Genomic DNA, 18,851 nt, shown 5'->3' with positions numbered 1-18,851 from the left:
ACCTATACCTAATCCACTAATACCAATTTCAGTTCCGCTAAACCCGACGCCAGAGCACCAATATCGCCCGCGCCTTGGGTCAACAAAATATCGCCATCTTCCAACACCCCTGAAAGCACTTTCAAAGGATCTTCATCACGCTCCATAAACACAGGTTCTACCTGTCCACGCTGACGAATACTTCGACACAAACTACGTCCGTCCGCTCCTGGAATAGGTTTTTCACCCGCAGGATAAACTTCCATTAACACCAGAGCGTCTGTTTCGGATAACACCTGCACGAAGTCCTCATAAAGATCCCGCGTTCTGGTGTATCGATGAGGCTGATATAACGTCACCAAGCGTCGCTCGGGCCAGCCATCACGAATTGCCGCAATCGTTGCTGCAACTTCACGTGGATGATGACCATAATCATCCACCAACATCACTTCGCCACGACCCGTATCGAATTCACCATATACCTGGAAGCGACGGCCTACCCCGTTAAACTTCGCCAACCCTTGAACGATCGCCTGGTCTTCAATACCTTCATCCGTTGCTACCGCAATGGTTGCCAAAGCATTCAATACATTATGTTTACCAGGCATATTCAATTCGATATCCAGAGGCATATGCCCTTCTGGTCGAATGGCCGTAAATTTCACCGTACGTTGGTCTTGACTGATATTGGTCGCACGATAATCGGCGTTTTCATTCTCAATCGCATAAGTCACGGTTTGTCGGCTGATTCTAGGAATCAAACTTTCAACAACAGGATCATCCACACACACCACGGCTAACCCGTAGAAAGGCAAATTATGTAAGAAGTCGATAAACGTTTGTTCCAACTTCGAAAAATCACCGCCATAGGTGTCCATATGATCCGCATCAATATTGGTTACGATTGCAGTCATCGGCTGTAAATGAAGAAATGAAGCATCACTTTCGTCCGCCTCAGCCACTAGGTAGCGGCTTCCACCCAATTTGGCGTTTGTACCAGCACTGTTCAACTTACCGCCAATCACAAAGGTAGGATCTAAACCACCTTCGGCCAGAACAGACGACACCAAACTGGTCGTTGTTGTTTTCCCATGTGTCCCTGCTACCGCGATACCGTGTCGATAACGCATCAGTTCAGCCAACATTTCAGCGCGAGGTACAACAGGGATACGTTTATCCAGGGCCTCAGCCACTTCAGGGTTTGTTGTGTCAACCGCACTTGATACGACGACTACATCACTACCTATTACCTGCTCAGCCGCATGACCAATGAAGATCTTCGCTCCCAGAGATTCAAGACGCTGAGTATTTGGCGACGATTTAAGATCCGAACCAGTAATTCGATACCCCTGATTGATCAATACTTCCGCTATACCGCACATGCCCACACCACCAATACCAACGAAGTGGATAGTGCGAATTCTACGCATCTCTGGAACATCCCAGCTGGCCGTTTTTATTGATTGAGGGCTAATCGTTTGTTTGTCACTAGACATTTACTAACTCCTGGCAATGGCTGAGCACCCGCTCTGTTGCATCTATTTTTCTGCTTTGCCATGCATTGTTCGCCATTACCGGCAATTTGTTATTTTGAATTAGATCAGCCAATAGCTGACTCAACTGTTCCGGGTCCATTTCCTCTTGCTGACAAATAATGCCCGCCTGTACCTCTTCCAAATACTTTGCATTCGCCGTTTGATGATCATCTACGGCAAACGGGAAAGGCACTAACACAGATGGCACGCCGACATTCATGAGCTCTGATACTGTTAACGCCCCGGAACGACAGATCACCAAGTCCGCATCCCGATAAGCTCTGGCCATATCCTCAATGAATGGCTGAACAGACACATCAACGGAGGTTTCCTTATAGGCCGCTTCTGTCTGCTCAACATTTTTTCTGCCACACTGATGAACCACAGTGAACTGAACACCCTGTTTACGTAAACGTTCGAGTGCAACGGGCACCATGTTATTGATCGCCACAGCCCCTAAACTGCCACCAACCACCAGCACATGGACGACTTCTCTTTGCCCAACCTTTCGCTGTTCTGGCGCAGGCAGTTCATTGAGATCAGATCGTACCGGATTGCCAGTGGTATCATTCGCATGAGCAAAAGTGTTTGGAAAAGCCTCTAATACCCGATCTGAAATTCGAGCCAACAGCTTGTTGGTCATTCCAGGAATAGCATTCTGCTCATGAATCACCAAAGGAACACCCTTTGCTTTCGCAGCAACCCCACCAGGCCCCGTGACAAATCCGCCCATGCCTAATACCACATCGGGCTTAACACGAGCTATCACTTGAGATGCCTGACCTATCGCTTTCATGATTCGGAAAGGCGCCTTCAACCACCCCAACAAACCATTACCTCGAAGCCCAGCGATATCAATATACTCAATGGGTATGCCGCTCTTGGGTACGATCTCGGATTCAAGCCCCTTCTTTGTTCCTAGCCAAACGACTTGGCCACCCTGCTTTATGACTTCATTTGCACACGCCATTGCAGGATAAATGTGACCGCCAGTTCCACCAGCCATCACTAACATTGTTTTACCCGACCACCGATTGAGAGAGGAGTTACTCACCTTGCTGCCCTCTTTCACTTATGGGCGAAGTTGAAGCTTTTCGCGCTTCATAATCAACTCTTAAAAGCATTGCTACTGCCATACAACTGATTACCAAACTACTTCCGCCATAGCTTAAAAATGGCAAGGTCAGACCTTTTGTAGGAAGCGTTCCTGTATTCACACCGATATTAATAATTGCCTGCATTGAGAAAATAATGGCTAAACCATAAGCCATGTAAGCACTGAACAAATGACCACACAGTTCTGCTCTTCGCCCAATAGCTAAGGCTCGCCAGGCAAAAATTGCGAACAGTATAAGAACACCAATTGCCCCTATGGTTCCCAGCTCCTCGGCCAAAATGGCAAAAACAAAATCGGTATGAGCTTCAGGCAAGTAATAGAGTTTCTGCATACTATTGCCGAGCCCTACACCAAACCAATCACCCCGACCAATTGCAATTAACGCCTGAATCAACTGATAACCGCTGCCAAACTGGTCCTGCCAAGGATCCAAAAACGCCTGTAATCGTGCCAAACGATATGGCTGCGAAACAGCAATCGCAGCCCCTCCCAATAAACACACAACGATGGAAAAGAAGAAGTGCGACGCCTTTACTCCAGCGAGAAACATCATCGCCATAAACGCACTCATCATTACCACTGCCGCCCCAAAATCCGGTTCAAGCAGGAGTAGAAATACAAACACGCCCAAAACCAACACCGGCCTTAAAAAGCCGGAATATCTGGCCCTTACTTCATCCAAATGACGCACCAGATAAGAAGCGGTGTATATCACCATACTTAGTTTGGCGATCTCGGATGCCTGAATATTAAAACCACCCAGGCCAATCCAACGAGTACTACCATTTACATCTCTTCCGATACCAGGAACCAACACCATGATCAGAAGAACAAAACCAATCCCCAGAGCCAACCAACTCATTTCGCGATACAGCCGAGTCGGAATCGATAGGGTAAACAAAGCGGCCAACATACCTATAAAGAGATAAACCAGGTGACGTTTGAGATGAAAGAATTCACTCCGGTAATTACCCTCTGCAATTTCAGTGGACGCTGATGTCATGCAAATCGTACCAATAGTTAACAACATCAAAACGCAGGTAACCAAGACGCCGTCGAACGGTAACGCGAGCTTCTTAAGCGCAACACCAGGTGCAACGACAGAATTGCTTGATGACATCACGCTGTTTCACCCATGGTATTTACTATGCGACGAAACTCCTCTCCCCGATGCTCAAAGTTTCGAAACATATCAAAACTGGCACAAGCCGGTGAGAATAAAACAATATCGCCTGAACCCGCTTGCTCAGTGGCTTGCTTAACAGCATCTTCCAGCGACTCAGAAACACAAACAGTCAACTCAGTAGGCGCAATATCCTGCAGCTTTTGCTTATCCTCGCCGAACACGATCAAAGCTTTACAATGCTCTCGTAGAGGATTCTGCAGTTCTGAAAAATCAGCCCCTTTTCCAACACCACCAGCAATAAGCACAAGGTTTGGTTCTTTCCCGGCCAATCCTTCAATCGCAGCTTTAGTTGCCCCCACATTGGTGCCTTTAGAGTCATTGATGTAATCAACTCCATTGAGCTGAGAAACCCACTCACATCGGTGCACTAACCCACCAAATTGGGTTAATGTCTTCAGCATTGATTCCATAGGGATATTTACAGCTTCACCCAACGCCAATGCGGCCAAAGCATTGGCCAAATTATGACGACCTTTAAGCCGAAGTTCAGAGGCTCGGATCAAGTTAGTCATGCCCTTGCATAACCAAAGCTCGTCATCAAACTCGCGTAAACCGAACTCTTTTAAATCAGGCTCACCCGTTGTAAATGCAACTGTCTTGGATTCTTTTCCAAGCAGCGGCTGAGTCAGCATATCCTGCTTATTCCACACCGACTGCTGACAGTTACGATAGATTCGTTGTTTTGCTGAATGATAAGCCACCATATTGCCGTATCGGTCTAAATGGTCGGCCTGCAAGTTCAACACGGTAGCCACGGCTGGCATCAAAGATTCTGTAGTCTCTAACTGAAAGCTCGATAACTCCAAAACGTACAAATCAGGTTCAGATGGCCCAAGAAGATCCAATGCAGGTACACCGATATTTCCACCCACCTTAACAGTGAGACCGGCATCCTTGGCCATATCACCAACCAAGGTTGTCACTGTGCTTTTGCCGTTGGAACCGGTAATCGCAATAACCGGCGCCTTAGCTTCACGAGCAAACATTTCGATATCGCCGATAACGTTGATGCCTTGCTGCTTTAACTCTTTATAAGGCGATTGATTGGTGTCTAACCCAGGACTGACAATAATTTCTGCTGCCCCTTCCAACACTCCAAAATCAAGTTCACCACACAGCAAGGGTACGTCAGGACAAGATTCTCTTAGCTGGGTAACCAAGGGTGGATTGGCACGAGTGTCCATAACCACAAAACGTCCAGCTCGCCCCTGAGACTGGAGTTTTGCCAAATGCCGAGCGCAAGAAAGACCAGACAACCCCAGTCCCACAATAACGGTATACTTTTCAGAAGTTATTAAACTCACGCTACAACACCTATACATTCAACCTGGCTGGCTTCGCTATCGAACTTTTAACGTTGCCAATCCAACTAATACTAAAATCACCGTGATAATCCAAAAACGAACAATCACTTTAGGCTCTGGCCACCCTTTCAATTCAAAGTGATGGTGAATCGGAGCCATTCTAAAAATGCGCTTTCCGGTCAATTTAAAGGAGGCTACCTGTAAGATCACAGACAGCGTTTCCATTACAAAGACGCCCCCCATAATAAATAGGACGATCTCCTGACGGACAATCACAGCCATCACACCCAGTGCTGCACCGAGCGCTAGCGCACCTACATCGCCCATAAAGACCTGAGCGGGATAGGTGTTAAACCAAAGAAACCCTAATCCGGCACCAACCATTGCACCGCAGATCACCACTAACTCCCCACTACCAGCAACATAAGGGAAGTGAAGATAGTCTGCGAAGTGTGCATGCCCGGCCACGTAAGCGAAGATAGCCAACGCACCAGCCACCAATACCGTTGGCATAATTGCCAAACCGTCCAGTCCATCCGTCAAGTTCACAGCATTACTGCTACCCACGATGACGAAATACGTTAGAACGATAAAACCAACCCCCAGCTCCAGAGCAAAGTCTTTAAAGAAGGGAATGATCAGCTGAGTTTCGGCTGGCGTATCTGAATACGCATATAAAGCAATCGCAGAGACCAAACCACCTGCTGACTGCCAAAAATACTTCCAACGTGCCGGTAATCCACGAGAGTCTTTTTCTACCACTTTACGGTAGTCATCAACCCAGCCTACAGCACCAAAGACACCCGTCACCAGAATCACAACCCACACGTAGAAATTCGACAGGTCAGCCCATAGTAAGGTACTGATTAGGATCGCAACCAAAATCAGTGCGCCCCCCATGGTAGGTGTACCAGCCTTACTCAAATGAGATTGAGGACCATCTGTTCGAATGGCCTGCCCAATCTGGTGGTATCTAAGCTTTTTAATAAAAGCAGGACCAAACAACAGCGAAATCGCCAACGCGGTTAGCACGCCTAAAATTGCCCTGAGGGTTAAATATTGGAACACACCAAAACCACTCGCGTATTCCGACAACCACTGTGTTAACCACAACAACATGACAGTTAGTCCCTATATGTTAATTTTCAATTATTCTTTAGTGTCCAACTCGACCAGTGCACGAACAACCCGTTCCATTCCGGCACTCCGAGAACCTTTAACCAAGATCTGAAGATCCTGATGACCTGATGCGTTAATGTCCCTTTCCAAATCAGAAAGAAGGACATCCATGTCAGTTTTGTTATAGGCAGTGCCAGAAAAGCCTGGATGATTAATCACAGACTCAGAAAACGGGCCTATAGCGTAAACTCGTTCAAAACCATTCTCTGAAGTAAATCGCCCGATGTCTTTATGCGCTTCCTCGGCATGATCACCCAGTTCTGCCATGGCCCCCAACACCAACCACGCCGGTTTCTTATACTCGGCAATGGTCGAGATCGCAGCTTTTACGGATTGAGGGTTGGCATTATAGGTATCATCCCAAACCGTATACGACTGGCATCGAATGGGCGAGAAACGTCCCTTCACTGGCTGAAATCCACTCAATGCTTCAGCCGCCGACGTCAAATCCAGGCCCAGCGCGTAGACAACTGCTAACGTCGCCAATGCGTTCTGAATCATATGAGCGCCAGAAACATGGAGCTCAAACTGACAATTAACCGATCCAACCTGGACGTCTAAACGGTATCCACTGCCTTCCAACAATTGTTTTTCAAGCAAACAGACATCTGCACTAGAGTCAGCTTGAGATGAAAAACTGACAACCTTGCGATCATTCGCCATGCCAATCCATTGAGAGAAGTTCGGATCGTCTTGATTCAACACCACCACAGAATTTTCTGGCGCGAACCTTACAATTTCACCTTTGGCCTCAACGATTCTCCGTAAAGACCCAAACCCTTCCAAATGAGCATCTGACGCATTGGTAATCAACACAACCTCTGGATGAGTCATCTGCACCGTGTATTGAATTTCACCAACACCACTTGCACCCATTTCAATGACAGCAAAGTCATCTTCAAGAGCTACTTCAGAAAGCGTTAAAGGGACACCTATATGATTATTTAAGTTCCCTCGAGTCGCATAGACTTGACCTGCACTCGACAAAGCTAACCTAATCATTTCCTTGGTTGTGGTCTTTCCACAACTGCCTGTAAGCGCAACAAACCGAGCCCGTGTCAGCGATGCCATGTAGGAACCGATCTGCCCTAAAGCATCCAAGGTGTCGCGAACAACAATCTGTGGCAAGTCACAATCAACCGGTTTAGAAACCACAACTGCACAGGCGCCTTTCTCTTTTACTTGCGCTAAATATTCGTGCGCGTCAAAGTGTTCACCAACTAACGCAATAAATAGCTGACCTTGCGAAATCGAACGCGAATCAGTGTTGATCGACTCATAGGAAGCATCCTTCCCGATCAAAGTCCCATCAATGTTTTCAGCCAAATCACTCAGCTTAATCACGGCTGATACTCCACCAAAGCCTTTGTCACTTTTTCAACATCAGAAAAAGGGTATTTCACCCCTTGAATGTCCTGATAATCTTCATGTCCTTTTCCGGCCACCAGCACCCAGTCCCCTGGTTTGGCCTGACCAATAGCCAAACGAATGGCTTTCTCTCGATCTTTCTCCACCAACACCAAATACGGTGACGCAAAACCTGACATCACGTCTTCTATGATTCGTTCAGGGTCTTCCGTTCTTGGGTTGTCATTGGTCAATACAACAAAGTCAGAATACTGTTCAGCAACGGATGCCATCTCTGGCCGCTTGCCTCGATCCCGATCACCGCCACAACCAAATACACAGTACAATTTCCCTCGGCAATGATGCTTCACTGCAGATAAGGCTTTCTCCAATGCATCCCCGGTGTGAGCATAATCAACAACAACCGTTGGCTTACCTTCTCCACCAAAGGTCTCCATTCGACCAGAGACAGGCTGAAACTTCTTAGCTAATTCAACAATCTGTTCTAAGGAAACACCTTGTGACATTAATACACAGACAACCGCCAATAGATTCGACACATTAAAGTGTCCTACCAGGTCCGTCACCAAGAGAGCTTTTCCTTGAGGTGTGACCAAATTCAGTCGCATTCCTCTAGAGGTCAGTTCAAGGTTTTCACAATACACATCGGCGTCTTGATTCGTTTGGCTATAGCTCCATAAAGCGCCTTTTGCTATGCCAATCAGCTGCTGAGCATATTCATCGTCTAAGTTAATTACCGAAGCATTTAACGTATCCAAACCAAACAATCGAGCCTTAGCCCGACCATAAGCATCCATCGTCCCATGGTAATCCAGATGATCACGGGTTAAGTTAGTGAACACTGCCACATCAAACGAAACACTTTGCGCTCGACCCTGGTCTAAACCATGAGACGAAACTTCCATCGCCAAGACCTGTGCGCCCTGATTCAGATAGTCAGCCATAAATCCTTGTAAGTTAACGGCATCAGGTGTTGTGTGCGTTGCTGTATCCAATGTTGGCCATACGCCATTACCAGCAGTACCCAAAACCGCAGACGATTTCCCAAGATAGTAAAAGGCTTGCGCCACCAATTGACTGACAGTTGTTTTTCCGTTTGTCCCAGTCACACCCACAGTCAGTAAGCTCTCGCTAGGATTACCGTAGAAGTTGGATGCAATTGAGCTAAGCACTCGATCCAACTCAGGAACTTCTATGACCCAACATTTCGCAAGCGAATAAATCCCTCGCTGATCGGCCTGTTTAAATACAACGGTGGCACCTTTATCTATTGCCTGGTCAATAAAATCCCGCCCATCAACAACGAAACCTTTCACCGCAATAAACAAATCTCCTGGTGTGACCGCACGACTGTCCAAAGTAATTCCAGACACACAAACATCTGAGACTTCAGAATCCTCCAGCCATGCCAAACAGTTACCCAATCGCACTGCCATCTTATCCACCGTTTTCATGTTCCTCGTATTATCTGACCATCGCCGTTGTATCAAAGGCATCCGGCGCAATATTGTTTAGCCGCATCGCTGCACTCACTACTTCAGAGAAAACAGGCGCAGCCACTTCACCACCATAATATCGATCTCCGGATGGCCCATTAATGGTCACCACCACCGAATATCTTGGATCAGAAATCGGAGCCAATCCTGCAAAGTAAGCGACATACTTATCGTCCTGATAACCATCTCGACCAACCTTATGAACGGTCCCTGTCTTTCCTCCAACACGATAGAAGGGAACGGCAGCCCGTTTTGCTGTCCCACCTTTATGGGTAACAGTCTCAAGCATTTGTAATACCTGAGCCGCAACACGCTCAGGCATGACCTTTTCTTGACGAATTGAAACTAAATCCTGAGCACTTCGAGCCAACAAAGTTACTTCTGGTCGAAAACCGTTATTTCCGAAACTGGTATAAGCATTTGCCAACTGAAGCGGAGTAGCCGCTAAGCCATAACCATAAGACAAGGTCGCCAATTCAATGGGGCGAAACTCTCGCTGCATGGGCAATATGCCATTACCTTCGCCAGGAAACCCTGTTCCCGGAGCTTGTCCAAAACCAGCGCGAAACAACGTACTCCAAATCAAGTCGCTGCCTAAGTTTTGAGCCAATTTAGTGGTACCCACGTTGCTCGACTTTTTAATGATTCCAGTGAGATCCAGCTGCCCGTAATTGGCATGATCCCGAATCGTTTTGCGACCCACCCGAATATAGCCTGGGGAGGTATTTATCTTGGTACTGGCGGCATATCGTCCCGAAGCCAGTGCGGTAGCAACGGTAAACGCTTTAATCGTTGATCCAGGTTCAAAAGAATCGGTCACAGCCCGATTTCTAAGACTGTTTACCTTCAACCGAGAACGATCATTGGGGTTATACGAGGGCTGATTCACCATAGCCAACACTTCACCCGTAGCAACATCCATTACAACAGCACTGCCCGATTCGGCTCTGTGTTTAATCACCGCTTCTTTCAGCGCTTTATATGCCAAATACTGGAGACGTAAATCGATAGATAAGGCTAAATCTTTGCCATCCCGCGCTTCCGAGTCTTGCCTAACATGTCGAATCACCCGCCCTTGTAGATCTTTGATCACAGTACGAGAGCCAGGTTCGCCCACTAACCAATCATTAAAAGCTAACTCAATGCCTTCCTGCCCTTCATCATCCAGATTGGTAAACCCAATAAGATGAGACGTTACCTCGCCAGCAGGATAAAAACGTTTATATTCTCTTTGGCTGTAAAGCCCCTTGATACCTAACTCCAAAACCTTTGCAGCCTGTTCGGGAGGCATATGGCGTTTTAAATAGAGAAACTGCCGACCAGCTGAGGCCTCAATTTTTTTTCTTAAAGCCACTTCGCGAAGGTCAAGCAAGCTCGCCAATAAGGCAAGATTGACGTTCTCAAGAGAAGGAAAATACTTAGGATTAAGCCAGATGGACTCAACCGGGGTACTAACAGCCAGAGGTTCACCATTACGATCAGTAATTAATCCGCGATGGGCAGGATCAATTTCGGTACGAACCATCCTCAGGTCACCCTGATTTTTGAGAAACTCTTGTTCAGACACCTGTAGAAACACCAAGCGGTAGACCAATCCGAACAAGAACAACAACACTACAGCCAGCACCAATCGCACACGCCACTGCGGCATAGAGACATCAGACGAATTGTCTGGTGACTCAATCTTGGTTTCTTCTTTTCTTAAACTAGCGCCCATTTGAAAACACCAATTTAATGTCTTTAGAATCGGGAAGCGACATATCCAGATAGTCTTCTGCCGCTTGCTCTACACGAGTATGAGCAGACAAAGCACTCTGCTCCAAAAGCAACTGCCCCCACTCTGTTTCCAAATCATCCCGATACTGTTTTTCTAATTTTAATTCGTGAAAAAGCTGTCGACTGTAATGCGACGAATAAATTACACCCAGTGCAGACATCACTAATACGCTCAATAGCACCATCACCAACGCCGACTGAAAATTAAAAATCGACGTAGGGAAATCTAACTCTATCTGCCATACAAGCTTAATTTTATTCTGTAAACGAGTTATCCAACCTTGTTTCGTTTCAGCTGGAACATCTTCTTCAACCTTCATCGCAGTCGCTCATTTACAGTTTGATTGCTGCTCTAAGAACAGCACTTCGAGCTCTGGGGTTTTCTTTTACTTCTTGATCCCCTGGCTTAGAAGCCTTACAAGCCAACTTCATTGTGCGAGAAATTTGATCATCGGTTACAGGCAGACCTTTCGGCAACGGTTTACCTTTTGCCTGTTCTTTCATGAACCGTTTAACTATTCGATCTTCTAGCGAGTGGAAACTAATAACAACCAAACTACCACCCGGCTCAAGCACCTCTAAAGACTGAGACAAAAGTTCTTCAAGATCACCAAGCTCATTATTCACATGAATTCGAATCGCCTGGAACGAGCGTGTTGCAGGGTGCTTAAACTTGTCTTTTTTCGGTACAGAAGCACTAATGAGATTCGCCAGATCAAGCGTATCCAGAATCTCTTTTTCTTGACGACGAGCGACAATTGCCCGCGCAATTCGTCGTGAGAAACGCTCTTCGCCGTACTCCCACAAAACGCGTGCAATATCTGCTTCATCTGCGGTATTCACCCAGTCGGCCGCCGATTGGCCGGCCGACGGGTTCATACGCATATCCAATGGCCCACTTTTTAAAAAGCTAAACCCGCGATCAGCATCATCCAACTGAGGTGAAGAGACGCCCAAATCAACCAGGACTCCCGACACCTTTCCAACCAAATCGCGACGTTTCATTACCTCTAACAGCGAGGCAAAACTTGCATGTTCAATTTCGAAACGATCATCTTCTGCGCACAAACTATTTGCCGCGGCAATCGCTTCCGGGTCTTTATCAAAGCCAATCAGCGTCCCCGACCCTGTCAATTGCGACAAAATCAAGCGACTGTGACCACCCCGACCAAAAGTCCCATCTACATAAACACCATCCGGTCGCTGGATCAGCAACTCAACGGCTTCATCCAACAAGACAGTCTTATGCTTAAAACCTGTTTCATTCATTTAAAGTGACAAATTCATCATTTCTTCCGGCAGCGCATCAGCATCCGATCCCTCATCAAGATATTCATCCCGACAACGATCCCAATGTTCCTCACTCCAGAGTTCAAATTTCTTGCCTTGACCAATCAACATCAGCTTTTTATCAAGGCCCGCATATTCTCTCAGTGGCCCAGGCAGCAGCACACGCCCACTACCATCCAGCTCCAAATCTGTAGCATGACCGATCAATAATCGCTGAATTCGACGGGCAGCCCGATTAAAACTAGGAAGTGCCTCGATTTTTTTCTCGATTACTTCCCATTCGGGCAGTGGGTAAATCAACAAACAACGCTCTTCAGTATCGATAGTGACAACCAAATTGCCGTCACATTGCTCCATCAATCGCTCACGATAGCGCGTAGGGAACGCCATACGTCCCTTGCCATCCATATTGATTGAGCTGACACCTCTGAACACTTTTCCCCACCTTGAGGCTCTTTTTTCCAAAAAGAACCACTTTTTGCCACTTTATTCCACATTTCGACACTATAAGAAGAGTCTTGACTTTTTGCAAGCAAAGCGATTAAAAAGAAGACAAAGAGAAAGACATTAAAAATCAACAGGTTAGACAATTTAGAAACACAAAAACTTACAATTAAACACAGATAATTCAAACAAATAGCACAAGAACTTAAGAAATTACTTTAAGTTTAAGAATAAGGCTTCATTAGAAAACAACGAGGTAGGTGTAAAAAGAATATACACAAAGAAAGGAAGATGAACAGATTCAATAATATACTGTATAAAAACACATAACAACAGACACAACTAAAAATCCATTCAGTTTTTATCAGCAAAAATTCGATTGAGCAATAAATAAAAGGCCAAGCCAGCCTGTAAGCCGGGTTCTGTCGAGGATAATCATTCGTCTAGGCTTTTCGTCGCCAAAAAGCTCAAGCAACCTACCCGAATCCACTGCGGGCCACAGCTAAAGGATTCCTATTTGGTCTTGCTCCGAGTGGGGTTTACCATGCCGTAGACTGTTACCAGCTACGCGGTGCGCTCTTACCGCACCCTTTCACCCTTACCGGTTCTTACGAGCGAACTCAATAAGAACTTAGGCGGTATACTCTCTGCTGCACTGGCCGTCGGTTTGCACCGCCCAGGCGTTACCTGGCACCCTGCCCTATGGAGCCCGGACTTTCCTCCCCTCGTATAAAACGAGCAGCGATTATCCAGCTGACTTGGCAGATGGCATCATACTGCCCATAGCGCCTTCACTCAACAGATAGTATGAAATAGTTTACCCAAAGGCATCGGTTTTACGAGAACCCATTACAATTGATCAAATAAACGTCATTCAGTCTTTTCAAGCAACTACTCTGCAATCTCCAAAGCGCGCTGATATATCTCTTTCTTTCTGACACCCGTCAACTCAGATAACAAAGCAGAGGTCTGTTTAACTCCCAAATACTTCAGACTCGCCATAATCATCGTATCGAGATCCGCCAATTCAGTCGTTACAGCTTGCTTATCTATTCCCTTAACCATCAACACCATTTCTCCACGCTGCTGATTAGTATCCTCTTCAAGCGCGCCAATCAATTCGGAAACCGCGCCCGTGACAAAAGTCTCAAAGGTCTTAGTGAGTTCTCGAGCTAAAACGGCCTCCCGGTCAGACAACACATCCAATACATCCGTCAACGAATCTAATATTCTGTGTGGCGACTCGTAAAAAATCAGCGTTGACGTTTCCGACGACAGGTTTTGCAACACCTTCTTTCGCTGTCCAGATTTTGCTGGTAGGAACCCAATAAACCGAAAATCATCCGTAGGTAAGCCACTGGCCGACAATGCCGTAATCGCAGCACACGCTCCAGGCAAAGGAACCACACGAAAGCCAGCTTCCCGCACACGATTGACCAAATGATATCCAGGATCTGAAATCAATGGCGTCCCTGCATCACTAATTAAGGCGATATTCTTACCCTCACTTAATTGCTGAACCAACCAATCAGCCTTTCCTCGTTCGTTATGCTCATGTAATGCAGTTAAAGCCGTCTTTATAGAATAATGGTCAAGCAATCTATGACTATGTCTGGTATCCTCACACGCAATTAAATCGACATCACTCAACACCTGTAGGCTTCGAGTTGTAATATCATCTAAATTACCTATCGGTGTTGGAACAATATAAAGTACTGCTGAGGTTTGTGTGGACATCACCAAGATACATTCCTTTTTCGGCTCATGGAGCCATCAAGTTTCAAAGTTACCAGTATATTGCTTACTGATTCTTCTGTCTGCCTGCTCATCAACACCTCAGCAATCAACAGAGCCCTATCAGGCCCAAGAAAATTACATTGAACAACTTCTAAAACAAGCCTCGACAGCCCCCGCTCTGGAAGCCACCGAGTTGCGTTTAAAAGCCTCTCGAGAATTTCTAAATCAAAAACAGTACGCTGAAAGCCTGCGCCTTTTAAATCAAATAACACCTGAACAACTAACAACTGATACAGTCAAAGCTCAATACTTGTTAATTAAATCAATTGATCTGGTTCAGCTGGAAATCGATACCGCAATGGGCTGGCTTGAGCAGATGTCATCTGACTACCTAGCCCTACTCAGTGAAGATGATCAATGGCTATGGCAATTGCATTACGCCACAGAACTGAACAGACAGCAGCGAACTAATGAAGCCCTCAGCCTGCTCGAATTCCAACGACCAGTACTTAATGAAATAGAGTCTAGAGAACTGTCTCACTTCATCTGGCAAATGCTAGAAGCCATCTCCCCTGAACAACTTTCAGAGAGCTTGCTAACTTCAGATCAACCAGTTAATACCGGCTGGCTGCAATTGGCATTAATCCTCAACAGCGAGACCGCTGAAAAATTCAAAGGACTGGCATTTAATCGCTGGAACCAGCAGTACCCAAACCACCCAGCCAACCTTCAATTGCCAATCCAGGCAACGTCTTTACCGGTAGAGACAGCCACTCGCATTGAAAAAATAGCCTTACTGCTTCCACTACAAGGTAAGTTTGCCAATGTTGGTAAAGCCATTAGCCAGGGCTTCATTATGGCCGCTTACCAACTGGATCTAGATATACGCCCGGAAATTCAGATTATCGATAGCCTTGAGGGGGATTTCCTTGCTACCTATAACAATATCGAAGCTGACTTGATTATTGGCCCCTTAAGCCCAAAACACATCGAGACACTAGAGCAGCTTCCGAACTTACCTATACCCACCATTGCACTTAATTCGACTGAATCCGAACAACTGCCTGTAAACTTCTTCTATATGAATCTACAGGCCGAAGACGAAGCCACAACCATGGCTCGCTATGCAGCGAAGAACAACTACAAGAAAGGTGCGATCCTCACCTACAATTCCAAAAAAGGGCAAAAATTAGCTCAAACCTTTAAGACTGCTTTTGAACAAGAACAAGGTTCGATTGCACAAATACAAGGTTATGAAACTAATTGGGCCACCAGTCTCCAAAGAGCACTGGAAATTGATAAGAGTGACAACCGTGCCCGGAACCTTAGCCGACTATTGCGCTCGCCTATTGAATACACCGCCAGACGCCGCAACGACATTCAATTTATTTATTCACCACTAAAATATAAAGATCTCAGACAAACCAACCCACTGATGGCATTTTTCTTTGCCGATGACATAGACGTACTAAGTAACTCAGACATCAGTGCTCAGCTATACAAAGGCAAACGAGATAAGGATTTAGAAGGTGTTATTTTTTCTGACTTCCGATGGTCCCCTCAGGACTTAGGCATCCAGAGCCTTCCAACCAAGGCAGAAAACTCAGCAAAATTGTACAGCTGGGGCGCAGACGCATTCCAAATGGCCATCCAATTCTCCGATCTAATTACTATGCACAACCACCCAATGAAAGCTTTTGGCTCGAATATATATTTCGACGGTACCTCTCGTTTCATTCGCGAATTCCCTGTCAGCTATGTTCGCTACGGAAAACCCTATGAAACAACACCCCCGAACATTGAAGTCAACTAAAGCCATTGGGGATCAGTTCGAGGCGTATGCGAAGAACTTCCTTATCAAACAAGGAATAAAGCTACTTTCCTCGAATTTTTATGCCAAATCAGGAGAAATAGACCTAATTGGTAAAGACGGCGATATACTGATCTTTTTTGAAGTTAGGGCACGCTCAAACATCAAGCACGGAAGACCCGAAGAAACAGTCACACCTAAGAAGCAAATGCGCATTCGTCGAACAGCAAGTAAATTTTTACAGACAAATTCAAAATATCAAAATACCCTATGCAGATTTGATGTAATCAGTATCATCTACACAGATAAAGATCAGACGATAAACTGGATCAAAAACGCCTTCTAACGCACCACCAAAGAGACACCTATGAGCCTGACAGATCGAATCCAAATGCATTTCGGACAAGTTATCGAAACCAAAATGCATACCGCAGAGCTACTAACCGACGATATTTGTTTAGTAAGCCAGTGGTTGATCAATTGTCTAATTAACGATAATAAGATTTTATGTTGTGGTAATGGCGCATCTTCTGCTATTGCCCAGCTATTATCATCCAAACTTATGAATCGTTATGATCAAGAGCGTCCTGGGCTGCCAGCTATCACCATAGGTGCAGATAATTGTGTCGCGAGCGGTATCTCAAATACCTTTAACTTTGCCGAAGTGTTTGCTCGTCAGATTAAGGCGATTGGCCAACCAGGCGACATTCTGTTCATCATTACAACCGGCGGAAATTCCCCCAACATCATTCAGGCCATTCAAGCTGCACATGATCGAGAAGTAACGGTCATTGCTCTAACAGGCAACGACGGTGGCGGTGTTGCTACCTTACTAACAGAACACGACATTGAACTTCGGGTACCATCAGACATCAAAGCCATCATTCACGAGGCGCATATCAGCATTATCCACTGCCTATGCGATCTGATTGACTATCAACTGTTTGAGGAAGCGCAATGACAATCCGAAAACACCTTACCTTTTTAATACTGGTATTTGGTTTAACCGGCTGCGTTAGCCTACTTGATGCAACATCCGAGGGGCCAATTGAAGAATATTCAGGCACCCGGACATTAGGCACTGTTGTCGAAGATGAAAATATAGAAACCAAAATTTCAGTTAACCTAAGAAAAGCGTCTGAAACCCTCAGTAATTCTAATATCGACGTCGTTAGCTTCAACGGAGTTGTCTTACTCGTAGGAGAAGTTCCTGATCAACAAAGCAAATCACTCGCAGAACAAGTCGCCTCCAAAACCCGCTCGGTACGTAAAGTTTACAACGAACTTAACATTGCAGGCGTTAGCACCTGGATTTCACGCTATAACGATGCCTGGATCACAACCAAAGTCTCCACTCAAATGACATTTTCTGAAAACTTCCCAAGTAGCCGAGTCAAGGTAATCACTGAACAAGGGGTGGTTTATCTGATGGGATTGGTAAGCAAGAACGAAGGCGACTACGCAGTAGAAATCACCAAGAACGTTTACGGTGTAGAGAAAATAGTTAAGCTGTTTGAGTATATTTAACCAAACAATGACAAATAAAAAAGGGCCTTATCAGGCCCTTTTTTATTTTACTACTTTCAAGCTAGGTTTAGCTTTTGGCTGAGCATCAGGAGCTTTTTCATCCGAAACTCCTACAGGCTTCAATGGCGGATCATCGTCGGGCTGAGGCGCACCAGGTTCTGCACCAAACACCATCCCCTGACCATTCTCGCGCGCATAAATGGCAAGTACAGCAACAATCGGAACATATACTCGCATCGGCACACCACCGAAGCGCGCATTAAAATCAATGGCATCGTTACTGATAATCAAACCACGTACTGCAGAAGGAGAGATATTAAGAATAATCTGACCATCGGATACAAAATCCTGAGGCACCTGAACGCCCTGAACTCCAGCGTCCACAACAATATATGGCGTGAAATTATTATCCACCATCCACTCTTGTAATGCTCGAACCAGATACGGTCTACTTGGTGTCATTCTATAGCTCCAAGCGCTTATAGACGCATTTCTCTTTCTGCCTCTGAAAGGCTTGCCTGGAATGACTCACGATCAAAGATACGGATCATATAGTTATGAACACCTTTGAACGAATCTGGGATCTCAATACCAAGCTGCTTAACACGCCATAAGATAGGACCAACCAAACAATCAACAACCGTGAAGTCATCGCTCATAAAGTAAGGCTTTTCTTCAAAGATCGGAGCAACAGCAAGAATGCTGTCTTGCAAGCTCTTACGAGCCGCGTCAATATCACCTTCACCAGCCAAAATCTGATCTACCAAAGGACTCCAGTCACGCTCAATGCGATACATCCATAGGCGACTCTGTGCACGAGCAACAGGATAGACCGGTAGTAAAGGCGGATGCGGAAAGCGCTCATCCAAATATTCCATCATGATCTCTGGCTGATACAACACCAACTCACGATCAACCAACGTAGGCAACTCATTGTATGGATTAAGAGAGGCTAAATCTTCTGGCTTATTATTTGGATTTACATCCAATACATCTACAGCAACTCCCTTTTCAGCCAATACAATGCGTACACGATGGCTGTAATGGCTTTCGCCGTCAGAATAAAACGTCATAGAAGATCGTTTGGCAACTACGCCCATAAA

18 protein-coding genes and 1 other RNA gene are annotated in these 18,851 nt (G+C 45.8%); 4 read left to right on the top strand and 15 right to left on the bottom strand.

Translation table 11 applies throughout. The features are described 5' to 3' along the window. Nucleotides 1-8 precede the first annotated feature (8 nt). The 13 genes from murC to rsmI all read right to left on the bottom strand — a co-directional run bounded on the left by murC (nucleotide 9) and on the right by rsmI (nucleotide 14,411). Nucleotides 9-1,475: a UDP-N-acetylmuramate--L-alanine ligase gene (gene murC / locus QQL66_RS18880; protein WP_284383611.1), complete on the bottom strand. Its 1,467-nt coding sequence runs from the start codon at nucleotides 1,473-1,475 to the stop codon at nucleotides 9-11. Beyond that, entirely contained in the window at nucleotides 1,468-2,568 is a 1,101-nt protein-coding gene (gene murG, locus QQL66_RS18875) for an undecaprenyldiphospho-muramoylpentapeptide beta-N-acetylglucosaminyltransferase (protein ID WP_284383609.1), read from the bottom strand. The genes murC and murG overlap by 8 nt, the downstream gene beginning before the upstream one ends. Continuing rightward, nucleotides 2,561-3,751, bottom strand: a complete 1,191-nt coding sequence (gene ftsW, locus QQL66_RS18870; protein WP_284383607.1) for a putative lipid II flippase FtsW — start codon at nucleotides 3,749-3,751, stop codon at nucleotides 2,561-2,563. Before ftsW ends, murG begins: the two co-directional genes overlap by 8 nt. Then, nucleotides 3,751-5,121 (bottom strand): UDP-N-acetylmuramoyl-L-alanine--D-glutamate ligase, encoded by a 1,371-nt coding sequence (gene murD / locus QQL66_RS18865; RefSeq protein ID WP_284383605.1) that lies wholly within the window; start codon nucleotides 5,119-5,121, stop codon nucleotides 3,751-3,753. The genes ftsW and murD overlap by 1 nt, the downstream gene beginning before the upstream one ends. A 36-nt stretch (nucleotides 5,122-5,157) precedes the next feature. Continuing rightward, nucleotides 5,158-6,240, bottom strand: a complete 1,083-nt coding sequence (mraY, locus tag QQL66_RS18860; protein ID WP_284383603.1) for a phospho-N-acetylmuramoyl-pentapeptide-transferase — start codon at nucleotides 6,238-6,240, stop codon at nucleotides 5,158-5,160. Between the two features lie 30 nt (nucleotides 6,241-6,270). After that, a complete protein-coding gene (locus QQL66_RS18855) occupies nucleotides 6,271-7,644 on the bottom strand; it encodes a UDP-N-acetylmuramoyl-tripeptide--D-alanyl-D-alanine ligase (protein ID WP_284383601.1) in 1,374 nt (457 codons plus the stop codon). Beyond that, entirely contained in the window at nucleotides 7,641-9,122 is a 1,482-nt protein-coding gene (locus tag QQL66_RS18850) for a UDP-N-acetylmuramoyl-L-alanyl-D-glutamate--2,6-diaminopimelate ligase (protein ID WP_284383599.1), read from the bottom strand. The genes QQL66_RS18855 and QQL66_RS18850 overlap by 4 nt, the downstream gene beginning before the upstream one ends. A 10-nt stretch (nucleotides 9,123-9,132) precedes the next feature. Then, complete coding sequence (locus QQL66_RS18845; protein WP_284383597.1) at nucleotides 9,133-10,881, bottom strand: peptidoglycan D,D-transpeptidase FtsI family protein; 1,749 nt, start codon at nucleotides 10,879-10,881, stop codon at nucleotides 9,133-9,135. Further along, the gene (gene ftsL, locus QQL66_RS18840; protein ID WP_284383594.1) at nucleotides 10,871-11,260 is read right to left on the bottom strand and encodes a cell division protein FtsL; all 390 of its coding nucleotides are present in this window, start codon (nucleotides 11,258-11,260) and stop codon (nucleotides 10,871-10,873) included. Before ftsL ends, QQL66_RS18845 begins: the two co-directional genes overlap by 11 nt. A gap of 13 nt (nucleotides 11,261-11,273) precedes the next feature. Further along, nucleotides 11,274-12,209: a 16S rRNA (cytosine(1402)-N(4))-methyltransferase RsmH gene (gene rsmH, locus QQL66_RS18835; protein WP_284383593.1), complete on the bottom strand. Its 936-nt coding sequence runs from the start codon at nucleotides 12,207-12,209 to the stop codon at nucleotides 11,274-11,276. Then, entirely contained in the window at nucleotides 12,210-12,665 is a 456-nt protein-coding gene (gene mraZ / locus QQL66_RS18830; RefSeq protein WP_284383591.1) for a division/cell wall cluster transcriptional repressor MraZ, read from the bottom strand. Between the two features lie 404 nt (nucleotides 12,666-13,069). Then, an RNA gene (gene rnpB, locus QQL66_RS18825) (RNase P RNA component class A) lies at nucleotides 13,070-13,435 on the bottom strand. A gap of 130 nt (nucleotides 13,436-13,565) precedes the next feature. Then, nucleotides 13,566-14,411: a 16S rRNA (cytidine(1402)-2'-O)-methyltransferase gene (rsmI, locus tag QQL66_RS18820; protein WP_284383587.1), complete on the bottom strand. Its 846-nt coding sequence runs from the start codon at nucleotides 14,409-14,411 to the stop codon at nucleotides 13,566-13,568. Between rsmI and QQL66_RS18815 the strand changes: the two genes are divergently transcribed. From QQL66_RS18815 to QQL66_RS18800, 4 genes are read left to right on the top strand one after another with little or no spacing between them, the layout of a single operon-like run. Then, a complete protein-coding gene (locus QQL66_RS18815; protein ID WP_284383585.1) occupies nucleotides 14,404-16,224 on the top strand; it encodes a penicillin-binding protein activator in 1,821 nt (606 codons plus the stop codon). The two genes, rsmI and QQL66_RS18815, sit on opposite strands and share 8 nt — an antisense overlap. Beyond that, nucleotides 16,190-16,567, top strand: coding sequence for a YraN family protein (locus QQL66_RS18810; RefSeq protein ID WP_284383583.1), 378 nt, complete (start codon nucleotides 16,190-16,192; stop codon nucleotides 16,565-16,567). Before QQL66_RS18815 ends, QQL66_RS18810 begins: the two co-directional genes overlap by 35 nt. Nucleotides 16,568-16,588: 21 nt before the next feature. Further along, complete coding sequence (locus tag QQL66_RS18805) at nucleotides 16,589-17,182, top strand: SIS domain-containing protein (protein ID WP_284383581.1); 594 nt, start codon at nucleotides 16,589-16,591, stop codon at nucleotides 17,180-17,182. Then, nucleotides 17,179-17,748, top strand: a complete 570-nt coding sequence (locus QQL66_RS18800; protein ID WP_284383578.1) for a BON domain-containing protein — start codon at nucleotides 17,179-17,181, stop codon at nucleotides 17,746-17,748. The genes QQL66_RS18805 and QQL66_RS18800 overlap by 4 nt, the downstream gene beginning before the upstream one ends. Nucleotides 17,749-17,790: 42 nt before the next feature. Here QQL66_RS18800 and QQL66_RS18795 read toward each other — a convergent pair whose 3' ends face one another. Continuing rightward, complete coding sequence (locus QQL66_RS18795; protein WP_284383577.1) at nucleotides 17,791-18,210, bottom strand: ClpXP protease specificity-enhancing factor; 420 nt, start codon at nucleotides 18,208-18,210, stop codon at nucleotides 17,791-17,793. 17 nt (nucleotides 18,211-18,227) lie between these two features. Beyond that, nucleotides 18,228-18,848: a glutathione S-transferase N-terminal domain-containing protein gene (locus QQL66_RS18790; RefSeq protein WP_284383575.1), complete on the bottom strand. Its 621-nt coding sequence runs from the start codon at nucleotides 18,846-18,848 to the stop codon at nucleotides 18,228-18,230. Nucleotides 18,849-18,851: the final 3 nt, after the last annotated feature.

It is taken from the genome of Litoribrevibacter albus (assembly GCF_030159995.1).
Lineage (GTDB): Bacteria > Pseudomonadota > Gammaproteobacteria > Pseudomonadales > Litoribrevibacteraceae > Litoribrevibacter > Litoribrevibacter albus.
This window is presented reverse-complemented; position numbering and strand designations above follow the sequence as displayed.